General features: G+C 48.1%; 19 protein-coding genes. 3 read left to right on the forward strand and 16 right to left on the reverse strand.

The window, feature by feature from the left end; genetic code table 11:
- Positions 1-565 precede the first annotated feature (565 nt).
- The 8 genes from OIU26_RS08445 to OIU26_RS08480 form a co-directional block, all read right to left on the reverse strand.
- Positions 566-2425: an ABC transporter ATP-binding protein gene (locus tag OIU26_RS08445; protein ID WP_264216533.1), complete on the reverse strand. Its 1860-nt coding sequence runs from the start codon at positions 2423-2425 to the stop codon at positions 566-568.
- Between the two features lie 20 nt (positions 2426-2445).
- Positions 2446-3912: a nucleotidyltransferase domain-containing protein gene (locus tag OIU26_RS08450; protein WP_264216534.1), complete on the reverse strand. Its 1467-nt coding sequence runs from the start codon at positions 3910-3912 to the stop codon at positions 2446-2448.
- Between the two features lie 51 nt (positions 3913-3963).
- A complete protein-coding gene (locus OIU26_RS08455; protein ID WP_264216535.1) occupies positions 3964-4449 on the reverse strand; it encodes a lasso peptide biosynthesis B2 protein in 486 nt (161 codons plus the stop codon).
- 1 nt (position 4450) lies between these two features.
- Positions 4451-4753 (reverse strand): lasso peptide biosynthesis PqqD family chaperone, encoded by a 303-nt coding sequence (locus OIU26_RS08460; protein WP_017426480.1) that lies wholly within the window; start codon positions 4751-4753, stop codon positions 4451-4453.
- On the reverse strand, positions 4740-5795 hold the full coding sequence (locus OIU26_RS08465; RefSeq protein WP_264216536.1) for a serine kinase: 1056 nt from the start codon (positions 5793-5795) through the stop codon (positions 4740-4742). The genes OIU26_RS08460 and OIU26_RS08465 overlap by 14 nt, the downstream gene beginning before the upstream one ends.
- A 126-nt stretch (positions 5796-5921) precedes the next feature.
- A complete protein-coding gene (locus OIU26_RS08470) occupies positions 5922-6050 on the reverse strand; it encodes a paeninodin family lasso peptide (RefSeq protein ID WP_013369856.1) in 129 nt (42 codons plus the stop codon).
- Between the two features lie 53 nt (positions 6051-6103).
- Positions 6104-8029, reverse strand: a complete 1926-nt coding sequence (locus OIU26_RS08475; RefSeq protein WP_264216537.1) for an asparagine synthase-related protein — start codon at positions 8027-8029, stop codon at positions 6104-6106.
- Entirely contained in the window at positions 8026-9297 is a 1272-nt protein-coding gene (locus OIU26_RS08480) for a sulfotransferase family protein (protein ID WP_264216538.1), read from the reverse strand. The genes OIU26_RS08475 and OIU26_RS08480 overlap by 4 nt, the downstream gene beginning before the upstream one ends.
- A 206-nt stretch (positions 9298-9503) precedes the next feature.
- On the opposite strand from OIU26_RS08480, the gene ligD reads away from it, so the two are divergent.
- Positions 9504-10406, forward strand: coding sequence for a non-homologous end-joining DNA ligase (gene ligD / locus OIU26_RS08485; RefSeq protein ID WP_013369853.1), 903 nt, complete (start codon positions 9504-9506; stop codon positions 10404-10406).
- A 68-nt stretch (positions 10407-10474) separates the two neighbouring features.
- Here the strand turns inward: ligD and OIU26_RS08490 are convergent, their stop codons facing one another.
- Together OIU26_RS08490 and cls are read right to left on the reverse strand one after the other, a co-directional pair.
- Positions 10475-11419, reverse strand: a complete 945-nt coding sequence (locus OIU26_RS08490) for a YitT family protein (protein WP_013369852.1) — start codon at positions 11417-11419, stop codon at positions 10475-10477.
- A gap of 192 nt (positions 11420-11611) precedes the next feature.
- Positions 11612-13042 carry a cardiolipin synthase gene (gene cls / locus OIU26_RS08495; protein WP_264216539.1) on the reverse strand — a complete coding sequence of 477 codons (1431 nt, stop codon included), beginning with the start codon at positions 13040-13042 and terminating at the stop codon, positions 11612-11614.
- A 122-nt stretch (positions 13043-13164) separates the two neighbouring features.
- On the opposite strand from cls, the gene OIU26_RS08500 reads away from it, so the two are divergent.
- Both OIU26_RS08500 and OIU26_RS08505 read left to right on the forward strand, forming a co-directional pair.
- The gene (locus OIU26_RS08500; protein ID WP_264216540.1) at positions 13165-14196 is read left to right on the forward strand and encodes a M23 family metallopeptidase; all 1032 of its coding nucleotides are present in this window, start codon (positions 13165-13167) and stop codon (positions 14194-14196) included.
- Positions 14197-14241: 45 nt separating this feature from the next.
- On the forward strand, positions 14242-14703 hold the full coding sequence (locus OIU26_RS08505; protein WP_137078044.1) for a bactofilin family protein: 462 nt from the start codon (positions 14242-14244) through the stop codon (positions 14701-14703).
- 39 nt (positions 14704-14742) lie between these two features.
- On the opposite strand, the gene OIU26_RS08510 is transcribed toward OIU26_RS08505, so the two are convergent.
- From OIU26_RS08510 to OIU26_RS08535, 6 genes are all read right to left on the reverse strand, one after another.
- The gene (locus tag OIU26_RS08510; RefSeq protein ID WP_165080470.1) at positions 14743-15828 is read right to left on the reverse strand and encodes an AI-2E family transporter; all 1086 of its coding nucleotides are present in this window, start codon (positions 15826-15828) and stop codon (positions 14743-14745) included.
- Positions 15829-16046: 218 nt separating this feature from the next.
- Positions 16047-16829 (reverse strand): ABC transporter permease, encoded by a 783-nt coding sequence (locus OIU26_RS08515; RefSeq protein ID WP_165080468.1) that lies wholly within the window; start codon positions 16827-16829, stop codon positions 16047-16049.
- The gene (locus tag OIU26_RS08520) at positions 16822-17742 is read right to left on the reverse strand and encodes an ABC transporter ATP-binding protein (protein WP_031463077.1); all 921 of its coding nucleotides are present in this window, start codon (positions 17740-17742) and stop codon (positions 16822-16824) included. The genes OIU26_RS08515 and OIU26_RS08520 overlap by 8 nt, the downstream gene beginning before the upstream one ends.
- A gap of 115 nt (positions 17743-17857) precedes the next feature.
- A complete protein-coding gene (locus OIU26_RS08525; RefSeq protein WP_013369844.1) occupies positions 17858-18355 on the reverse strand; it encodes a hypothetical protein in 498 nt (165 codons plus the stop codon).
- Positions 18356-18473: 118 nt separating this feature from the next.
- Positions 18474-19451 carry an LCP family glycopolymer transferase gene (locus tag OIU26_RS08530; RefSeq protein ID WP_165080466.1) on the reverse strand — a complete coding sequence of 326 codons (978 nt, stop codon included), beginning with the start codon at positions 19449-19451 and terminating at the stop codon, positions 18474-18476.
- 13 nt (positions 19452-19464) lie between these two features.
- Complete coding sequence (locus tag OIU26_RS08535) at positions 19465-20805, reverse strand: UDP-glucose dehydrogenase family protein (protein WP_013369842.1); 1341 nt, start codon at positions 20803-20805, stop codon at positions 19465-19467.
- Positions 20806-20838 lie beyond the last annotated feature (33 nt).

The raw sequence follows: 20838 nt of genomic DNA on the forward strand, positions 1-20838 counted from the left end.
TTTTTTGAAGTGCGACTCTTTCTGCATACAAGCATATTGGGTCGTCTTCAGTAATCCAATTGTCACTCACTCACTATCATTTAAGCTAGTTACAAATTTTCACTATTTCATGTGACATGCAATGCTCGCTAACGTATTGATCAGCGCCAACATGTCACAAAGAAAATGATGACATGTTGATGACAAAGATGACAGCTGTGCGGTTAGTATGGAGCAGTACCATCAATAAAGGCGTGCATCGATATTAATATCGATGCACGCCATTTGTTAAAAAGGGGGGTTGTTATTTAGCTTTTTGTCATTTTCCGTATTTTAAAATCAATCATCAAGTCTTTATAAGTCGTCTTCATTTCTTGTGCGAAAAGATCCCCGTGAGGCTTACGGATTAGACATTGGTATGCCAAAATGGATAAAGATTTGACCTCATTAATTTCAATACTCTTCAAACTAAAGCTTTGTTTTCTTATTACTTTATATTTAGGAACATAAGGATCAGAATAAAAAATATTAGCGCCTTTTTGTTGCAAAATTTTTAGTATATTTATGGAGGGTGACTCTCTTATGACTAAGGGGTTGCGCTGACAGTGCTTTGATACGAAAGTAGCTGACTGAACGCCCCCCGCTCCTCTTCTACCAGTTGGTGGTAGTTCCCCTGCTGTATGACCTCGCCTTGATCCAGAACAACAATTTGATCTGCATGTCTGATCGTTGACAGTCGGTGAGCGATCACGATCAACGTCATTTGACCTTTCATCCGTTCCAATGCTGCCTGAATTGCAGCCTCGTGCTCACCATCCAGTGCACTTGTCGCTTCATCCAGGATGAGTACATGAGGATGATGCAAAATAGCCCGCGCTAATACCAGCCGTTGACGCTCTCCCCCGGACAGACGAATCCCGCGATCACCAATGACTGTATCCAGCCCTTCTGGCAGTCTGGATACAAAGTTGTCTGCAGCTGCAAAATGTAACGCCTCCCATAGCTGTTGTTCACTAGCATTCTTATCGGCCAGCTTCAAATTTTCACGGACGGTCGCATGGAACAGAAATGGGTCCTGTGACACATAGCCAAATGACTGCCGCCACAGCGGTAGCAATTCGTCGTCCAGCACATGACCATCGATTTTAATCTGTCCTCCCGTTGGGCGTAAAAAACCCATTAGAACATCGACCATTGTGCTTTTGCCTGCTCCTGATTTCCCTACAATGGCAGTCATTCCCCGGGCGGGTATCAACAAATTAATATGACGTAGGGCAGGCTCTGCCGCACCCTCGTAGCAATAATCCAAATGGCAGCATTCTATTCCCTTACGAAAGGATAGGGGTTGCCGTGCAGATGTAGATGACAAATGATTTACCGATGAATCGAATGGGACATGATTCTCAGAGGATGTAAGCCCAATTAAAGAAGGATCTGAGAAAGCCTCGCATTCCCGTTGCACTTTGGTTACACTCTCAAAAGCAGAGATCATAGACATGATATACTCCAGGCTCGCTTGAATAAGGGCAAACCTGGGCCATAAGCGGGAAAATATAAGGATGAGCACAATCAGTTTTTCAGGTGTAACATGCAGCCACTGGAGCGACACAAATAGGACACTAACGACAAAAACAGCTGCCGCTATGCGATGAAAAAACTGTGTGGTCGCATTTTGCCGGACAAACTGAGTCGTATTATCCTCCATCCGCTGCGTCAGGGAGCGAAACCAATGGATATTCGCCGCTTCCAGCAGATTGCTTTTAATATCTTTCATCCCGTTCATATGATCCGTAATTCCGGCAAAATAAACCTGTGACAGTTCAGTGGTACGATCACCTAATTGTTTGGCATTTCGGATGGAGCGACGGAACACGACAAACAACACCAGTCCACTCAAAAACACCAGCCCGGTTAAAGAAGGGGACAACCAAAAAGCCAGCGCAATCTGGATTAGCGTAAACATGACGGCTGTGGTCAGTTGAAGGAGCAAATTCGTTCCCTGACTGACACGCGCCAGCTCGGTCGTCATCACGTGGCTAAAATCAGATTTACGCTGACGCAAATAAAAAGCCCACTGCGCTTTCATAAAGGACGTGTATACGTCTATGCGAAGGCAACGCATAAAACGCTGCTGAATCCGCGAGCTGAGAATGGACTGGTAACGCTGAAGCCAAGCCTGCCCTGTAAGCAGCACTACGAAAAGCATTAACATCCCCGGCAACAGCCAGCTTTTAGGAATGTACGGCAAAAAATAATCAAATCCATCCGACAGAAATGGCATTTCTGAATGACCACCAAATACACCGATGGCCGCCAGCATAGGAATAAGCATATAAATGCCGACACCTTCCAGTAAGCTGACGATGATCATACATCCAATATTAAGAATTAATGCCCCGCCGTTCACAGCATACAGCTTGGTCATATATATTCGCAGGTGAGTCATAATGTACACTCCTTATCGGGTCAGTGCTTTGTAAATCGCCGCTTCAGCCAAAGAAATGGACGTAAAGGAATATACAAAAAATGCAGATGGCGAGGCAGTGGAAAAACGACTGAATCCCTCGTAGAAGGAAACAAACGGCTGATGAGATACCATAGTCTGTGCCTTGGCTCCTTTAAGGAAAGCAAGTAAGCGCGACTAACCGGCTGAGGGGTAAACGCTGTTGTTGTAGCTCCAGCAATGGCTGGACTGGGGGCGACTGGAGTAGCACCTACAGGCTTGGAAAGGCTGCTTACAGCAGCGTCACTGACGGCGTACAGAACAGCTTCGCCTGCGGCTCCACTGGCTGAAATACCGCCACTCAAAGGGGCGGTATTCATCGACTCGGTCAAAGCTACGCTGGGCAACAGCTCTGACCGAACGAGTCTGCCTGTACCCGCCCGATTGGCAACCGGGTACGGCGCGGGGACGCTGGCCTGCATAAAGGCCAGCGCGCTCAGCGCAAGCCTGTGCGCCTGCCGGGTAGCCGATATCGGACGCATCGGCTCCGGGATCGGCGTACCCAACAGCGCAGCGGCCAGCGCCCAAGCCTGCCCGCCCGCAGGCAGGCCCCCGTAACGGCGCATTAGCGGCAGTAGCACCCCCCAATCGACAGCGCGTACCGCAAGCCTGTCGATGTCAACCAACCAGCGCAGCCTGAACCAGCCGTGACGCGCTCCGTGTGCGCTGAGATACAGAAATTGATGCTCGCTGCCAAGCGTATACATGCAGGATGTCATCACATTCCTGCTGTCGGCAGAAGTCGCTGGTGCCATCTGACTGGCTCGAACTGCTGGGGCCTTCCCCATTTGCCGACAGTCCCAAAGCTCGTCAAAGGAGGGCTCCCGCCCCCCATCCGGGTGAAGCCGCCAGTGCAACTCGACTTCGACCCTCTTTTGCGGATGTAAGAAGGAGGCATGATGATCCTTCCACTTCCAGCTGCCAAGGACGCGCACTTCTCCGCTTTTGGACGCATACCCAGCTTCCTTCATCCAGTGCTCCGCTTCATCCATGTCATCCGGGGCAATAAGTAAATCAATGTCTTTAGAGGTACGTAGGGAAACATCCCCGTACAATTGCTGCGCCAGAGCAGGACCCTTCAACATCAGCACACGAATTCCATGAGCTGTGAGCAGCCTGGTCAGACGCTCGGCTTCTGCTTGAAGATGGAGCATGCGCAGCGTGTTTCGATGATATTGCGCCTGAAGGTTTCGCAGCAATTCTGCGGGAATGAACGGGTGATTCAACGTTTTCAGCTGGAGATACACCGTAGGTATCACACGATGGTGTTCTGTCAGACGCAGCAAGCGGGACCAATCGATCTCCTGCAACTGGGAAGCAGTCATCGTATTCTGCCATAGATTGACGTCTTTACGAAGTAGAGAGAGTAACAACGTTAATTCTTGATCCTCATTCCAATTCGCAAGTTCCAAAATAGACTTGGTGGTCATGGATTCTTCTCCTTCGATTCTTTGAACGTTCTTTGTTCCTTTTATATCGCACTAAAACAGAGAACTGCCTTTATCCGCTGTCCTCGTATTTGTAGCTGTCCCAGCACGTCTCCCGAATATTCCCACCACGGTAAACGCTCCCATCTCTCGTTCTCCCGTAACATAGATCGGCCCACTCCGTACCCATGCATGTGCTGCCAATTGTCCCGCAGCATTTTTGGCTGTGCCCAGATACAGTGTACAGTCCAGTTTTCTGCGTACCAGCAACGTCATAGCGGCAGCGGCTTGTACAAGACAGCTACTGCGCCAAGGAGTATAACGGCTGGCGAAATCTACAGCTTGTGAAATGTGACGGATAGACTTCTCCTGCCCGACCTCGCACTGCCAAGAGGTTTCTTCCATACATATTCCCCAAGCCTCTGAGTAATCTCCAAAAGAACGACGCTGGCGAAATCTCGCGCATCCCAGCTCCAGCCAGGCTTCCGGCAACAATCTCCTGACCTCTGGAGACAAGAGAAGAAGCCGTTGTATCCGCATGTTAGTCCAACTCCCGCAGGAGCCTCAGCAATCCTTCCCGCTCCAATTCAGCTACAAAGGTATGCACCTGCTGTCTGCACTGTTCCTCGTCCACTTCATATTCATTCGTCAGGACAGTTACAATATCTTCAATTGAAGGGCTGAATTCTGCCAATTCCCAGATCCGTCCTCCTGTGAAGCCCAAATTATAATACTTTCCCGTATGAATACTCATCATCACTTTTTCTCCGTCCATATCACTTACATAGACCTCTTCACCATACGTGATGCGATAATGATCCTTAGCTGGATTAATGGCTGCCATAACTCTTTTCCTCCTTATGAATGAGTTCAAGTACACGTTGTACAACCTCGGACGCCGTAAAGAAGGAGCTGTCCCTCAGCAGCCGCCAGCCTTCCACTTTCCGAGCCATCCGAGCCGCTGTATCAAAATACCATTCACCCAAACCCATTCGCGGAATGATCGCCCTACGATATGTATGCTGTAGTAATGTATGCAAGCACTCCAGTTTGTTCAAGGGCTGTTCCGTAACCACCACTGGCTCCCCTTCACGCATCGACTCACGGTTGGGAGAATCGCTCACAAGCTCGAATACACCGCCCAGGGGAAGCGGATCGTTATAAAATTCGTCCACAGCAGGCACGGCATATTTATTGAGCTCACCTGCAATCCTACGCAAATCTTGGTATTGTGCCCTTACAGGATTACCGTCAGTTAGGGAAAAAACATGCTTTCTTTGTCGTACATGCCTGTTCTCCCGTAATGCCTCCAGTTGAAGCAAGCTTTCCAGCCCCAGCTTCTGCTGCGGATATGCCGGATATACGATGGCTGCGGAAGCTGTAATGTTTATAGCAATCACGTCATCACTGATCATCTGATAGCCAGCCTGTCTAAAGGCAGCAGCCAGCGTCGATTTTCCCGTGCCGGATTCACCTACAAATGCGTAGGCCCGACCTCCGATGGCAACCGCACTTCCGTGAATAGGTAAAATCCGTTTTTGCAACAGTAGAACACCCATGCATGTGCCCAGTACAAACAGCCGCACGGTGTCAGGATCAGCCCCAGGCAACATACTTACCTCGATTTCCTGGCCTCCCCTGATGGCATAAATGGCCGTGCCCGGTATTAGGAACATAAAGCGTTCACCCTGCATTACAAAATTGGTCTGCTCCAGTTGGTCCCTCCATGCTGACAAATCAACCTGTCGAATGACCACATCCTCTACCAATCCCGGTTCTGCTGGGATCAGCTCAGGCAGAGTCAGCTCACTGGCAATCCTGAGTCCAAAGGCTGTATATTTCACCCAACTGATATGGGCACTCCTGTCATGCGCGATAGGACTCACTCCCCTGTTCTTAAAATTCCGTCTTTATTTCTTCCGGTCCAACCTAACCCGAAAGAAATAAAGACGGCTCGTGATCGGTGAGCTGTCTGGATCTCAGCCCAACATCGGCTCATGTATAATTATCCGTTAGCTCGGATTATACAGATCGGCATCATGATCTGACACCCAATCAATCTGTTTCCAGCCTTTACCCGCCATAGTCTGGTTAATATCCAGCACCTCAATCGTCGGTTCCTGCCATTCTTTTTTACTCATCTCATCACCTCCCCTCCCACGAATGGCACACCGTCTGATCGGCTAGATCCAAATCAGTTCAAACCACAGAGAAAACGGTACACGATCAGGCTGTGCATGAATAGTCGTATATTCGGATCAGATGCTTGGTCTGGACGGGGATGTCGGTATTTCGCCATAGCCGTCTTAATGTAGTCCATATTGAGATATTCGGCAGCTCGTAAATCATGACACATCACTTGCAGCTCTCCCATAAACGTGTCCCAGCAAGGAAGCATACGATGTAGCCAATCCGCAGGCTGTACGCCGCGTACTCGCTGGTTCAATCGAACATCATCAGGGAGATGATCACGCATAGCTTTACGAATGAGGGCACGGTCCCGGCCATTTTGTACATATTGTTCAAAAGGCACCGATAAGCAAAAGCGAATGACACGGCTGTCCCCGGTCGGATCACGTTCCCACAGGCCATAACGGAGTGAAAGCTTGGTCGCCATGACACCATTTTTGTTGGCAATCGCCAAATTTGAAAACTTCTCTTTTCTGGTCTGATCGGCATTTTTCCTCCAACCCGTTCCACTCAATACAGGAATATCTTCTACATTCATCCGTTTGGCAAACTCCGGGTGAATCAGTGAAGGAATCGGACTTCGATTGCCGCGTCGCAACCATGTACGGGCTTCAAGTGAAGTGGCTTTTTTCAACATCACAGGTAGTAGATGAGACATACGATTGCCCGTAAGCTTGCTGTATCGCCACACTCCCTGCAAGGATTGCAGCCAATGTAAACGACGAAACTGACGGGCGTAATAATCCATTGCAGGTCCCCACGATACGGTAAAATTACCACGTGCCCCAGTCAACAGAACACCGACATTATGTTCCTGTGCTTTCTCATAAAAACCTCTGATCCAAAAGGAGTTTTCAAAATATTTGTAGGGAGCCTCCATCAACTCCAGCCAAATATCAATTTCAGAAAACGGACTTTTCCCCTCAAAATCCATATAATTTTCATGAATGTTGCCCACATAGCGAGCTGTGGACTGTATATAGCTGCGTTCGTTCGCCAGCAATGTAGGCGGTGTCCAATCTGTAAAATCTTGAACAGGTACATAGCTGTAGGCATGTAGCGGCTTGTGTTGTAAGTGCAGCGCTGGTGCGGCAAAGCTGGCAACCGCTCCAGAATCCAATCCCCCACTCAGGGCAGCCCCTACGGCGCGATGCGTCCGTAATCGGGCAGTTACCGCCTGTGAGAACACCTCGCGGAAAGCTTCTATGTATTCGCCCCCTGTTTTGAACCGCAGCGGCTCTACCTCATCCAGACATGCATATTTACGGAGCAATTGCTTTCCCTCTTCCATGGTGAACCAATGTGCAGGAGGCAACTGATTGATATGCTTGTAGGCGGTCGTTCCGATATCGACGGATTCCTGCATTGCACGGATCGATAAGAATTCGGCCAGCCATGGTTCATGCAGTTCTTTTCGCAGAGAGGACAGAACCCATAGCGGAGCGACTACCGTGCTAAACGCAAATCCTCCGTCATATTGGTAGGTGTACAACGTACGATTGCCTGTCATATCTCTAGCACCATATAACCGATGTTTCTTAGCATCCCAAATGACAAAGGCAAAATCGCCTATCAGATAGCTTGCTGCATCTACACCCCATTTGTCATATGCCAGCAAAATCAGCTCGCTGTCCGTGATACCTTGTCGCTGCCCCTGCTCAACTACCAGCCGTTCAAACAGCTCAGAACGATTGTCAATGATCGCATCGGCCGTAATGGCCAAATCTCTCAGCTCATCATAGAAGGGAAGACGCTCATGGACAGATTCGGGGGTCACATGCTGGGCATGACATCCCAAAAAAATGGAACCTTCACACCAAGTGCACACGCGGTCAGCGGGATATTTTTGCAGAGTTTGCATCATTCTCTCGCCTTCTTCAGCATATACAGACTCATGCCCAAATCTATAGATTCCGGCAATTGCACTCACGTTCTCCCCCCTTTTTCTTTTCCGATACTTGATAACACTACAGACGCCCAGCGCCCGAGCTTACGTGCAAATAGGCGGGATCCGATACCTTGGCTAGGGCGCTGATAGCTTTGGAGCTGCTCGATAAGCCGGTTCCGCTCTTCAAAGCTATGTGCCAGTCTGTTTTCCAGCGATTGAATTCGTCTATCACTCACGACCTGTGATATATCCATCCTTGCCGGGTTGTGAGGTGCTGCATGACGGGTTGCATTCGTCATGAATCCTCTGTTATCTGCATCGTGCTCTTCCAGCATCCGATAAGCTGCCTTCCATTCAAAGCCACTTTGTTGGAGGAATTGGTGTGTACGTCGACTCAACAGCTCTACATCCGGATCATCTTCAAAACGGACTCCAGTCATCTGCTCAGCCTGTTCCAGCGCCTCCCCGTAACCAAGCTGCCTAAACAAGCGAGCTCCAATACTTCTGCAATACAGTTCAATTTCCAATGTACTCAACAGATGTTGCCAGCTATGTACCGAATTCTGATGCGCCTGTTCATGCTCCATGACAAACGGATCACCCGATCCCATGCTATAAAAAAGACTGGATTGAGGCGTATTCGCAAAGTTCCCGTACCTTTCCATCCCCGACTCATAATGGATCCCCAGAAAATGACACAGCTTCTCGATCTCCATCCTTGGATTGGCTACGAGCTGTTCATACATCAGCGGGTATGCAAGTGGATGAGGTGTGGCAAAATAATGAGCGTAACGGAACAAACCAACCGTAATATCTGTCATTTTCATATTAAAATGCGGACTCCCTAGTTCCTTCAGCAGGTGAAAGTGTCCGCCCCGGAGCTGATTAACCTTTTTAAACGAGGCCACGATGGCTAAAGGATTGCGGATAAGCCATACTCGGCGGGCAGCCGGGAGCAAACGGTCTAAAAATTCAAGCACTGTATAGTAACGCGGTGATTTGTCGATAAGCATATCAGCGGTCGTCCCTTGAAGCAGGCCATTATATATTTCAAGTGCATACGAACGAGAGGCCTGCTCCAATACCTGTGGAGGGACCATGCCTTTAAAAAATTGCCGGAGTATTCCTGTTCCTCCATATGGCCGGGCATGTGACTGAGGAAGATCATATAAACTGAGCAGAAACCACATTTCCTGCGTGGCAAACAGACGGGAATGGTTTTGCAAAATGGCGGTTAGCAGCGAGCTTCCACTTCGAGGGACACTCAACAAGAATACTAGCTTTCCGCCTTGCTTTTCAATCAAGCACATTCCTCCTCTACCTCTGCTCAAGACGTTTTAATAGATACACATCGTATTTTTATTATAATTTATGATACATAGTGTATCTTGTCAATCCCCTTAATGGATAAATTCTGTGCTGCACGTTCATGTTAAATCTTATGTAGATTTAGAAGTGCAGCCAGCTGTCTGTAAATAATGATCTTACTGCATGTTAGCCAAAGGAGCATAGCACTATGGGACGAGCTGTTAAAGGTACGATTACGATTGAAGGTCACGAAATTGCGATCACAAACCCGGATAAACCGCTGTGGCCCGAAGCAGGTGTAACTAAGGCGCTATATCTTCGCAAGCTTGCGGTATTGGCCCCCTTCCTGCTCAAATATTGCCATCAGCGTCTACTGACTGTCATCCGTTGGCCACATGGGATTCATGGGGACTTTTTTTATCAGAAAAATGCCCCACATCCTCGGCCAGACTACATTGAAACCGCTCTGCATGATGGCATTGAGTATATCGTGCTTGGCAAGCTGCCCCAACTACTCTGGCTCGGTAATCAAGCTGCGTTGGAATTTCATCCCTCTCTGCACCTAGCAGGAAGCCAACTGCCCTGTGAATGGATGATTGATCTTGATCCATCCAGAGAGGTCGAGCCACGCATTATGGAGGCTGCCTCCATTGTAGGCGAAGTATTAGCTTCGCTTGGGTTGGACTCTGTCCCCAAAACCTCCGGGGCCACGGGTGTACAAATTATCGTCCCGATCCGTCCAGGCATAACCTTTGACGAGCTTCGCAGCATCGGACTGTTGGTTGGACAATTTGTAACGGAAAAACACCCGCATCTATTCACACTGGAACGATTAAAGAAGGATCGCGGAACAGCCATTTATTTTGATTATTTGCAGCATTATCAGGGAAAAACCTTAGCCGCTCCTTATACTCCACGGGCACGTCCCGGCGCTACGGTCTCCACTCCACTAACCTGGGAAGAGGTACGGCAGGATGTGTCACCACTGGATTACCATTTGCTGAATATTGAGGAACGGTTAAACCAGATAGGCGACTTGATCGACAAGGTTCCTCCCCAGCCTGTAGAGGACCTCCTCAAGCATATGCGTTCCAAAACACACCCAACCTGATCCATGCTTTGAAGCACAAAAAAGGGGACGAACCCCGCAGCCATAGGCTGAGAAATTGTCCCCTTGCGCTAGTGTATTCCTTTTTTCTTAAAACGTCCGCCCTTCACATCGTGAATATTACCAATCGCAATGAAGGCGTGCGGGTCCCAATCCTCAACGATGCTTTTGAGCTTCGCTTCCTCCAGTCGGGTAATGACGACAAAAATCACTTTCTTGCTCTCGCCTGTAAAGCCGCCTTCACCTTCCAGGTAAGTTACACCCCGTCCAAGACGGTCCGTCAGGGCATCTCCGATATCACGATATTTATCACTAATAATCCAGACCGATTTGGACTGATCCAGACCCTCAATCGTAATATCAATCATTTTCATAGCAATATAATAAGCAATCATGGAATACAGGGCATTCGGCCAACCGAACACAAAACCCGCACTTCCCAGAATGAAAATATTAACAAACAGTACGATCTCACCGACCGAAAAAGGAGTTTTTTCACTGACGAGAATAGCTACGATCTCTGTCCCATCCAGCGAGCCGCCGGACCGAATCACAAGACCCACCCCAACGCCGAGAATGACACCACCAAAGATAGCGCCAAGCAGCGGTTCCCCAGGAGTCAATGCACTTACATTGTGAAGTAAAGCAGTTCCGATGGACATAACGACGATGCCGAATAATGTGGATAAAGCGAAGGTTTTACCGATTTGTTTGTAACCGATAAGTAAAAATGGAAGGTTCAACAGGGTCAGGAAAATACCGAGCGGATAACCAGTAATCTTGGAGGCCATAATGGAGATACCTGTAACGCCTCCGTCAATAACGCCGTTAGGAACCAGGAATATTTCCAATCCCACTGCCATCAGCGCTGCACCAACCACGATCATGGCTGCACGCTGTAATAAGCGTTTTACTTTGTTCTTTGGATTAGCTGGAATTTTGCTGATCTTGGTCAACTCTCCGGTTACATCTGTGATCTCAGACAGATTTTGGACTTCCTTGCTCACTACACTCATATATAAATCCCCCCGTTACAGTATGGTATATTAGACCGAAAAAGGGGCTGCTCTCCGCAGTCCCCTCTCCTTTACGGCTTAGTTATATGATTAGTATATCATAAAACTGTGATTTTGCGCAAAAAAGTTAGCAAAGAGCACATAAATCACAATAAAGCGGGATTATATTGATAAAAACGTCGAAAACCGCCTCTAAAGGAGGGGAGAGAGCATGCGAGTTAGAATTTCAGCTATTTTCTGAGATCGAGGACGTCTGCGGAACACGTTCAAATCTATTTTTGAAGAGTTGGAAATGTCCTCTACAAAATCTGCCGAAAGCCGTTCCAACGCCGAAGTCGCAAAAAGTACAGCGGTCAACTCAAAATTATAAAAAAAGCTTCGCATGTCCATATTGGCGGTCCCAACCGAGCCGAGCAAATCGTCCACAATCACCACTTTGGCGTGAATAAATCCTTTTCGATATTGGTAGAACTCCACTCCTGCCTCCAGCAATTCTTGTACATAGGACAGTGACGCCAAGTGAACCAGTTTTGAATCTGATTGGTAGGGAATAATAATTTTCACATCTATGCCACTGACGGCCGCCAGCTTCAGCGCCTCATAAATCCCCGGATCGGGAATAAAATACGGCGTCGTTATCCAAATCCGCTTTTTGGCAACCGTGAGCGCTCCAAAGCACAATTCCTGAATCGTGTCCCATACCTGATCGGGACCACTGCTCAAAATCTGTACTTCCTCATCCCCTGTGCAGGTATGTGGAGGAAATAAATTCACGTCCATCAGCCTCTCTCCCGAAGCCAGCTTCCAATCGCTAAGAAACACATTTTGCAGAAAATAGACACCATCTCCTTCAATCTGCAAATGCGTATCCCTCCAAAACCCCACTTTGGGGTACTTTCCGAGATAATCGTCGCCTACATTGATTCCCCCCACAAATCCGATCGTGCCATCCACCACCACGATTTTCCGGTGATTGCGATAGTTAATCCGGCGGTCCAGCGTGGCGAAAAACGGCGGTAGAAAATAATGAAATTCGACCCCAGCCTCATTACAGGTGCGAATAAATGAATAGGGTAAATGGTAGCTCCCTACGCCGTCCACAATGAATCGTACCTTAACTCCCTCGCGTGCCTTACGAATCATGACCTCCTGAAATTTTTTCCCGATTTTGTCTGCCCGAAATATGTAAAACTCCACATGGATATGATGTTGTGCCTGTTCCATCGCTTTCAGCATGGCGTCGAAAGTCTCTTCCCCGTTCGTCAGCACACGTGTACGGTTGCAGCCAGTCAACGGGTTTTCCGACATACGAATTAACTGGTTAAACAGACGCTCCTGATGCTTGAAATGGGGATTGTGCATTTGCTCTACATTTTCAATCACCTTGGTTTGTGCCCACAGATGTTCACGGAATTCACGAAATAGCTGCGATCCTGCTTTACGAACCACTTTACGCTTCTGGTAATCCTGAGCAACAAAATAGTACACCACAAAACCAATAAGCGGGAAGCAAAACAAAATAAAGAGCCAGGCTACCGCTTTGGACGGCTTGCGAAATTCAAAGAGCAGAATCGTCCCGGTCTGAAAAATAAAAATAATTAAAACCAACAGCAACCACAGCATGTCTAAGCCCCCTTATATATCTACGTTTTATACAAAGCTCCAATTTTTTTGACATGTTTGCCTCTTAAGCTGAATAGATAGTAACCAAGCACTATAGGAGCGATGTCCGGAAAGGAGCGATTATGAAAAAAGGAAGCCTAAATCGCCGGATGACCCTGCTTGTCATTCGGGATGCACAGCAACCGCCCAAGCAGCTACAATGCTCCGCAGCCGCTGTCATTCTCGTCCCGACCCTTGTGATCGCATCAATCTCTACGCTCGTGATCGGGCTGCAAATCCGTTCTTCCCATATTATTTCCCAAATGGAAACCAATCTTGCTGTCCAGAGTTTGCAGATGGAGGTCACGGTAGCAGACAAAGACGCAGCCATTGGGCGACTGCGGCAGGAAGTCATGGAGCTGACGAATCAAGCCACCAGTATTCGCGAACGTCTCCAGCGTGTAACTGAGCTGGAACAACAAATGCAGCAATTCATTCGTAAACACGGAAATTCCTCCAGCGCAAGCAGTAATAAATCAACCATAACCCCGCTCTCCTGGGATGCTTCCGGCCATACTGGGGGCGAATTGATCGCAGTGCATGAAAATACAGCTCTTCTAGCCCGCCAGGTCATGGATGATTTTCAGGAAATCGAAGCTCTGCTAGACACTGTGGAGCGTACGGTTCCGCACTCTATTCAACAGGCAAATGCTGTCCAGCAGAATCTGGAGCGCCAACAAGCCGCACAGCTGCTCCAGACCCGCAGACTGGCACTTGCTGAACAAGGGAGGCCCTCCATTTGGCCTGTTGGTTCGCGGCGCATGACCTCCAGTTTCGGCTATCGCAGCGACCCATTTACAGGTAGATCCGCTTTTCACTCCGGCGTGGACATTGCCGGTCAATCCGGTGATCCTGTCTATGCGGCAGGGGCAGGCACTGTGCTGGAGGCCGCTTCCAGCGGAGCCCGTGGCAAGTGCATCATCATTCAGCATCCTGACGGACTCCAAAGCTGGTATATGCACCTAAGCGGGATGCAGGTAGCTCCCGGGGACCGTGTTCACAAAGGACAGACCATTGGCCTGCTGGGAAGTACAGGGAGAAGCACGGGACCTCATCTTCATTTTCAGATCGTCAAGCATAACCAACCTGTCGATCCATTGCTGTATGTACAATAAGGATTTTGCAAAATACTTACCATAAAGGATTGGAGGAAAACGTTCATGTTCAAGGAATCCAAAAAAAAGCTCTCCACCCCGGCGACGGATACACTGCTCGCGAACGGCACCAGCTTTGAAGGTACGATTGAGGCAGAGGCCAACATTCGCATTGACGGTCATTTCCAGGGCGATATCTACAGCACTCGTACTGTCGTCATTGGGGAATCAGCAGTTGTACGTTCGGACATCATTGCACGGGACGTCATTCTTGCCGGCAAGGTATTCGGCAGCATCACCGCGGAAGGACGGCTGACCATTACACCGACAGGCGAACTGTATGGAAATACGGCGACCCCCACATTGGTCATTTCAGAAGGCGGCATACTGAACGGCACGAGTCAAATGAACCAAACTATGGAGGCAGAGTCGCCAGCTGCTATAGAGAAATCAGATGATGAAAATCAATCCAGTTTCAGCCAAGACAATGAGGACAGCCAAGCCTCCCTACAACCCGAAGCGGGATAGAGCGGCTTACACTCCTTATATTTCCAGCAAAGCCTCCATTTACTCCATAATATCCTCCACTCTGCGTTCCAAAAATAAATGGTATACCTTGCGTATGACGATTTTGCCACACATATACAATGGAATAACCAAAATGATACCCAAGATCCCAAGTAGATCGCCACCAACTAGCAATAAAATGACGACAGTCAACGGATGAATGTCCAGTTGCTTGCCAAAGACAATCGGTGACAGCCAATTATCCTGAATTTGCTGTGCAACGATCACCACCACCAGCGACCAGAGCGCCATAGAAGGCGATTCGAGAAATCCAATGATAACCACAGGTATAGAAGCAGCTACTGCCCCCACATAGGGTATAAAATTAAGGAAAATCGAAATAACGGCAAGTAGCAAAGCATAAGGCAAACCAATAATCAAAAATCCAAGGAACATCATCAAGCCCAACGCGACATTGATCAGCACTCGACTGACGATAAAGCTGCTGAGTGCACTATCAATATCCTCCATCACTTCCAGCGCGTCCTTATGATATTTTTTAGGAAAGAAGTTAAGCATTTTAGGACCAAACTTGCTTCCTTCCTTCAGCATGTAGTAGAGCAATATGGGAAAGGTAGCCAATACGATAAAAAAGTAGGATACGAACGATACCAGCTTTACCGAATAATCTGACAGCGTTGAAAAAGCTTCGTTTAACGTATCTGACAGTTGTGACAGCGGGTCTTCACCCGGAGGCAGCACTTGTCTCAAGGATTGATTATGCCGCCATTGGCTTAATTGATCAACCAGACTTTTAATGAGCTTCGGCGCATTCTCAAATAAATTGGTCACCTGATCACGGAGCGTAGGCCATACTCCCCATGAGAAGAGGAACAGTAACATGCCAATGACCAAATAAATCAGTAATATGGAAATTGATCGTTTGATTTTTCTACGTTCCATGACATCTACGATCGGTCTCAATAAATAATAGAGGAAAAAAGATAGCATCAGCGGTACAACCAGTAAGCTGACCAAGGATACGAGAGGACTGAATATAAAGCTTACTTTGGTGCCCAAGTAAATAATGAGCAATAGCATGACGATTCCTGAAGTCAGACGAAAAAAACGATTATTTTGCAGCATATCATGCGCCCCCTGTTCTGTTTCTCTCTACTTCTTTAAACGCAAACCGACCCTATTGATTGATTCTTGCTGAAAATAGATTACAATATACCCCCACTTACAGAATATATAGCAAAAAAGGAAGTCCAAATGGCTAGGCATTGGACTTCCTTTTTGTGATCTTAGCATTTTGCCAAAATCCTCGTATGATTAAATCACACATTCTAAGAGATACGTGTTTAGGTTGAAACATCGCGTTTTACGAAAACCACCCAGGCAATTGCGATAAAAACCACATAATAAGCAGCCAGCACGGTGAGCGAAAAGGTTAGATCGGAAGTTACTGTACCCGGCGGCATATCTAGATATTTTTTCAGATCCATATGCGTAAAGAGTACGTATTTGGTCCATTCAAAACGATCTGTGCTGAACAAACCAATCGAGTTATACACTGTTTTGGTGAACATCATAAACAAAGACAAACCAATCGCCAAGGCGCTCGAACGAAACACCGCAGATAACATAAATGCAAAAGCCATGGTCACGAATAGGGCGATATAGCTATACAAAAAGTTCAGCGTTACGTAAGATATCGGATCACTGAACAGCGGAACAGAGCCCGCTGGTGCGTCCTTCGATAACATCAGCCAGGAGGACAGCGTAACCATCAAGACCAAAACGATTGTTCCAAGCAAGCTGAACAAAATCACCGATATATACTTGGACAACAGAATTTTGCTGCGAGTCCAAGGACGGATGAGCAGCAACTTAATCGTTCCCCATGTAAATTCGCCAGCCACCGAATCAGCAGCTACAATGACTGTAAACGTCGTATTGAGGAAAAATGTAAACAACGTTGTCAATGCGATGCCATCCCACACACTAACCTGATCAGAAACTAGAGAAATCAGCATCGGAATCACAGCGGTGATGACCGCCAGCAGCCCCAGCATGATCCATGTGCGCACACGCAAGTAGATTTTGAGATTTTCATTATGTACCAGCTTGAAGAAATCAGCCAATGGACCCGCCTCCCGTCACTTCCAAAAATTGATCTTCCAACGTACGGGCAACCGGGCGAATGGCATACACCTTGACTCCATTTGCAGCCAGCAGACTGTTCATCTCTGCAATCTGTTCCCGCTCCAGGTGAAGCAGTAGTTGATTGCCTTCGACGCGCCCTGCTCCAGCAAGCGTATAAGCTTGCTCGGCATCATTGACTTCAAAAGCAATTTCCGCCGTCTGCACTTCTCCCTCTGTATTCTTCAACTGCTTGATATCTACCAACCGCCCGCTTTGAATAATGGCCACGCGGTCGCACATCAGCTCCATTTCGGACAACAAATGACTCGATACAAACACCGTAATTCCTTCCGTACGGGTTAATTGACGCAAATAATCCCGCAGTTCACGAATACCCTGCGGGTCCAAGCCATTGGTCGGCTCATCCAGCACGAGCAGCTTCGGACGATGCAAAATCGCCTGAGCTACTCCGAGTCGCTGTCGCATCCCGAGCGAGTAGGTTTTGACTTTATCGTGAATTCGGTTTCCAAGTCCCACCAGACGAATCGCTTCATCTATACGCTCTTGGGTCACCCCTGGAGACATGCGCGCAAAATGCTGCAAATTTTGATAGCCTGTCAGAAACTTGTACATCTCCGGGTTCTCAACAATCGCACCGACATGGGAAACAGCCTTTTCAAAATCGGTATTGATGCTGTCTCCGCAAATATGAATATCACCCTTGCTGATCGAAATCAGGCCAACCATCATACGAATGGTGGTCGTTTTTCCCGCACCGTTGGGTCCGAGAAAACCAAATACCTGTCCGGCCGGAACCTCCAGTGTCAGATTGTCCACGATCGCTTTTGAGGAAATGATTTTACTCACACCCTCCATACGTATGACGGGAACCTGCCCTGTCGCTTGCTGCATGCTATGAAACTCCTTCCATCCGGAGTGAAGCTGTCATCCATTTTACTGTACATTTCCGGTTTTGGAAGTATTGTACCATATTTATCCTTTCAGAAACACCTTTGGGAACACCATATCACGTCTGTTCCTTTTCCTTGTATATCCAAAGCACCCTCCACTCCTCATCTTCCTGCGTCACATAACAAGGCTGTACGATATCAAAATTACCGAATCGGGTCTTGTAATGCTGAGTGACCGTAATACGGTAAACCTTCCCTAAATCTTCCCCATTCGGATCGGTACGAATGTCATATTCAGCCTGCGGCTCCCCCAGTTCAAACGTAAACGTATCCGTCCCCATATCCTGCATAAAAACGTGCGCACGCTGCTGTACATACGTGGACTTCTCGAATTTCTTCTTCATTTGGGAATGAAAAAGCTCCCAGGAGCCGCCAAAATTCCCCGATTGCTCCATCGTGTAGAACTCGTTCAGCGCTTCTACGGCTTGATCCCCTTCCCCCGTAGACATTACCCCACGCAGACCCATCCACAGCAGCCATAGCAATCCACATAGGATTGCAAAATACAGTAGCTTACGGACGAACGCCGAAGCCGCTCTCCTTCTAAGCAGCACATATGTCCCTCCCTCTGTTGGACTATACCAAATACTCTACAGATGTATGTAGGACAAGGTGAGTTTAGAAGAGAATAGCAGGTCCTCCCTATAGGACATTTGCCTGCATAAGGGATGTCTAAGGCGATGCAGAAGTGGTGACCAAATGTTTCTCCAGCACTCCATGGATACGTTGGCGTTCCTGCTCATCTACGATGTAATAATACACGCCGTTGATTTTGCTCCCATGTCCCTTCACCTCAACGGTATCCATCTGCTTAAGGGACGGACCGATCCGGGTCAGAAAGGTCGTCATATCATTAAAGGTAATGTCTGTGCGAATCTGCTCCCCCGCTGCCTCCAGTATCGGTTTTACTCGCAACAGCCCTTCCTTGCTGATGGACTGGGCAAGAATTTGCTTGAGCAGCTCTCGCTGGCGAGCATTTCTCCCGAGATCCCCACGCGGATCATCAAATCGCATACGGGCATAGGCCAATGCTTCTACTCCGTTCAAGTTCAAATTCCCCTGCGCAAAATGATGCCCCTCATACTGAAAATCAAGTGGATTGTAGACCTCCACTCCCCCCACAAGATCCACCATTTTCGCAAACCCTTCCATATTCATTTGTACATAGTAATCTATAGGATGGTTCAAAAAATGCTCTACCGTACGGATCGACATATCCACGCCCCCAAAAGCAAACGCGTGATTGATTTTGTCCTCACGCCCTCTACCGATCAACTCTGTTCGTGTATCACGCGGAATGTTGAACATTAACATCGAACCCTTGGCGGGATTCATAGATAGAACGATCATCGTATCGGATCGTCCTGGATCGTGCGGTCGCCGATCTACACCCAGCACCAGCACGGTGAACGGCTTAAACTGAGAGATGGCTGCCGGATTGGGTGTACTTGTTCCAGTGTTTGTTCCTGCGGAGCGCCCTGCTCCGCCTGTCGCAAGGGTAGAGACCACTCCGGGCTGCACGATGCTGCGCGGATGATACATCGCATCAGCCGCTGTTTTAAAGGAATGATACACATAGACGGTATAGGCAGCACCTCCTACAATCAATAACGCCACAGTCCCCAATGTCATCTTCAGCCATCGTTTCATAGTCAGCCTCCCTTTACGGATTCACTACAGACTGATGACGATCTATATCCAGATTGTTCATCTGTGGTCTGCCAACAGAATAGTATGCAAAGGCAGATTGTCTAATTTGTTCTTCCCTATACACATTGCGCCCGTCAATCATAATGGGATACTTCATCAGCTCATTCAGTTCACCCAGTCCGACCTCACCAAACTCCTCCCATTCCGTCAAAAGACACAATGCATCGCATCCTTCTGCTGCTTCCCGCGCGCTATCGGCCCACTTTATTTCCGGGCTGTCCAGCAATCGGCGGAAGTTAGCAGTAGCAATCGGGTCATATGCACGAATATGCGCCCCTGCCTCCAACAGCGACTGCATAATATCCAGTGCCGGGGCATCTCTTACATCATCTGTGTTCGGTTTAAATGCCAGCCCCCATATGCCAATCGTAGCCCCTTCCAGCTCACCCAGTGCCTCTTTCAGCTTGCGAATCACGTTAAAACGTTGTCCCTGATTCACCTCCACCACGGATTTCAGCAGCTTAAATTCATAATCCACATTGCCTGCAATTTGAATTAAAGCCTGCGTATCCTTGGGAAAACACGAACCACCATAACCGATGCCAGCAGACAAAAAGGAGGAACCGATCCGCTGATCCAGCCCCATACCGTGTGCCACGCGTGTAACGTCTGCACCCACCTTTTCACAAATATTTGCAATCTCATTAATAAACGAAATTTTGGTCGCCAAAAAAGCATTCGACGCGTACTTGATCATCTCGGCCGAATGGATATCCGTGGTTAAGATATTCGTGGTCAGCGGCTCATGCAGAGTAGTTAGTACTGCGGATACATGCGGATCGGAAGCTCCAATGACGATTCGATCTGGCTGTAGGGTATCCATGACCGCCGAGCCTTCTCGTAAAAATTCAGGAACCGAAGCAACACCAAAAGGATAGTTCGTGCGACTAGCAATCCAATTTTGAATACGCTCGTTCGTTCCGACAGGAACCGTGCTTTTGGTAACAATGATCTTGTAGCCATTCATGGCATCTGCCACCTCGCACGCTGCTTCTTCAATATAGGACAAGTTGGCTTCACCACTCGGCAATGAAGGCGTACCTACCGCCAAAATAACAATATCAGCTGCCTGCACCGAAGCTGCGGTATCTGTTGTAAAGCTCAACCGTCCCTGCTCCACATTATCTTTAATTAGAGCCTTTAAGCCTGGTTCATAAATCGGTACCCCTCCTGCACGCAACTGCCGAATTTTATCTTCATTCTGATCGATACAGACGACGGTATTGCCAAGCGCGGCAAAACAGACCCCTGACACCAGTCCGACATACCCGGCACCTATTACACATAGCTTCAAAGCAATTCCCCCTTTTTACATGCTGTCTTATTT

The sequence above is a fragment of the Paenibacillus sp. BT-177 genome, assembly GCF_025846815.2.
Lineage (GTDB): Bacteria > Bacillota > Bacilli > Paenibacillales > Paenibacillaceae > Paenibacillus > Paenibacillus polymyxa_C.

Coding starts and splice junctions, on each gene's coding strand:
- OIU26_RS08520 (WP_031463077.1), bottom strand. CDS start 17,742: ATGCAGCAAGCGACAGGGCAGGTTCCCGTCATACGTATGGAGGGTGTG.
- OIU26_RS08510 (WP_165080470.1), bottom strand. CDS start 15,828: ATGCTGCAAAATAATCGTTTTTTTCGTCTGACTTCAGGAATCGTCATG.
- OIU26_RS08450 (WP_264216534.1), bottom strand. CDS start 3,912: ATGACCACCAAGTCTATTTTGGAACTTGCGAATTGGAATGAGGATCAA.
- OIU26_RS08500 (WP_264216540.1), top strand. CDS start 13,165: ATGAAAAAAGGAAGCCTAAATCGCCGGATGACCCTGCTTGTCATTCGG.
- OIU26_RS08470 (WP_013369856.1), bottom strand. CDS start 6,050: ATGAGTAAAAAAGAATGGCAGGAACCGACGATTGAGGTGCTGGATATT.
- OIU26_RS08530 (WP_165080466.1), bottom strand. CDS start 19,451: ATGAAACGATGGCTGAAGATGACATTGGGGACTGTGGCGTTATTGATT.
- OIU26_RS08505 (WP_137078044.1), top strand. CDS start 14,242: ATGTTCAAGGAATCCAAAAAAAAGCTCTCCACCCCGGCGACGGATACA.
- ligD (WP_013369853.1), top strand. CDS start 9,504: ATGGGACGAGCTGTTAAAGGTACGATTACGATTGAAGGTCACGAAATT.
- OIU26_RS08455 (WP_264216535.1), bottom strand. CDS start 4,449: ATGCGGATACAACGGCTTCTTCTCTTGTCTCCAGAGGTCAGGAGATTG.
- OIU26_RS08445 (WP_264216533.1), bottom strand. CDS start 2,425: ATGACTCACCTGCGAATATATATGACCAAGCTGTATGCTGTGAACGGC.
- OIU26_RS08490 (WP_013369852.1), bottom strand. CDS start 11,419: ATGAGTGTAGTGAGCAAGGAAGTCCAAAATCTGTCTGAGATCACAGAT.
- OIU26_RS08480 (WP_264216538.1), bottom strand. CDS start 9,297: ATGTGCTTGATTGAAAAGCAAGGCGGAAAGCTAGTATTCTTGTTGAGT.
- OIU26_RS08460 (WP_017426480.1), bottom strand. CDS start 4,753: ATGGCAGCCATTAATCCAGCTAAGGATCATTATCGCATCACGTATGGT.
- cls (WP_264216539.1), bottom strand. CDS start 13,042: ATGCTGTGGTTGCTGTTGGTTTTAATTATTTTTATTTTTCAGACCGGG.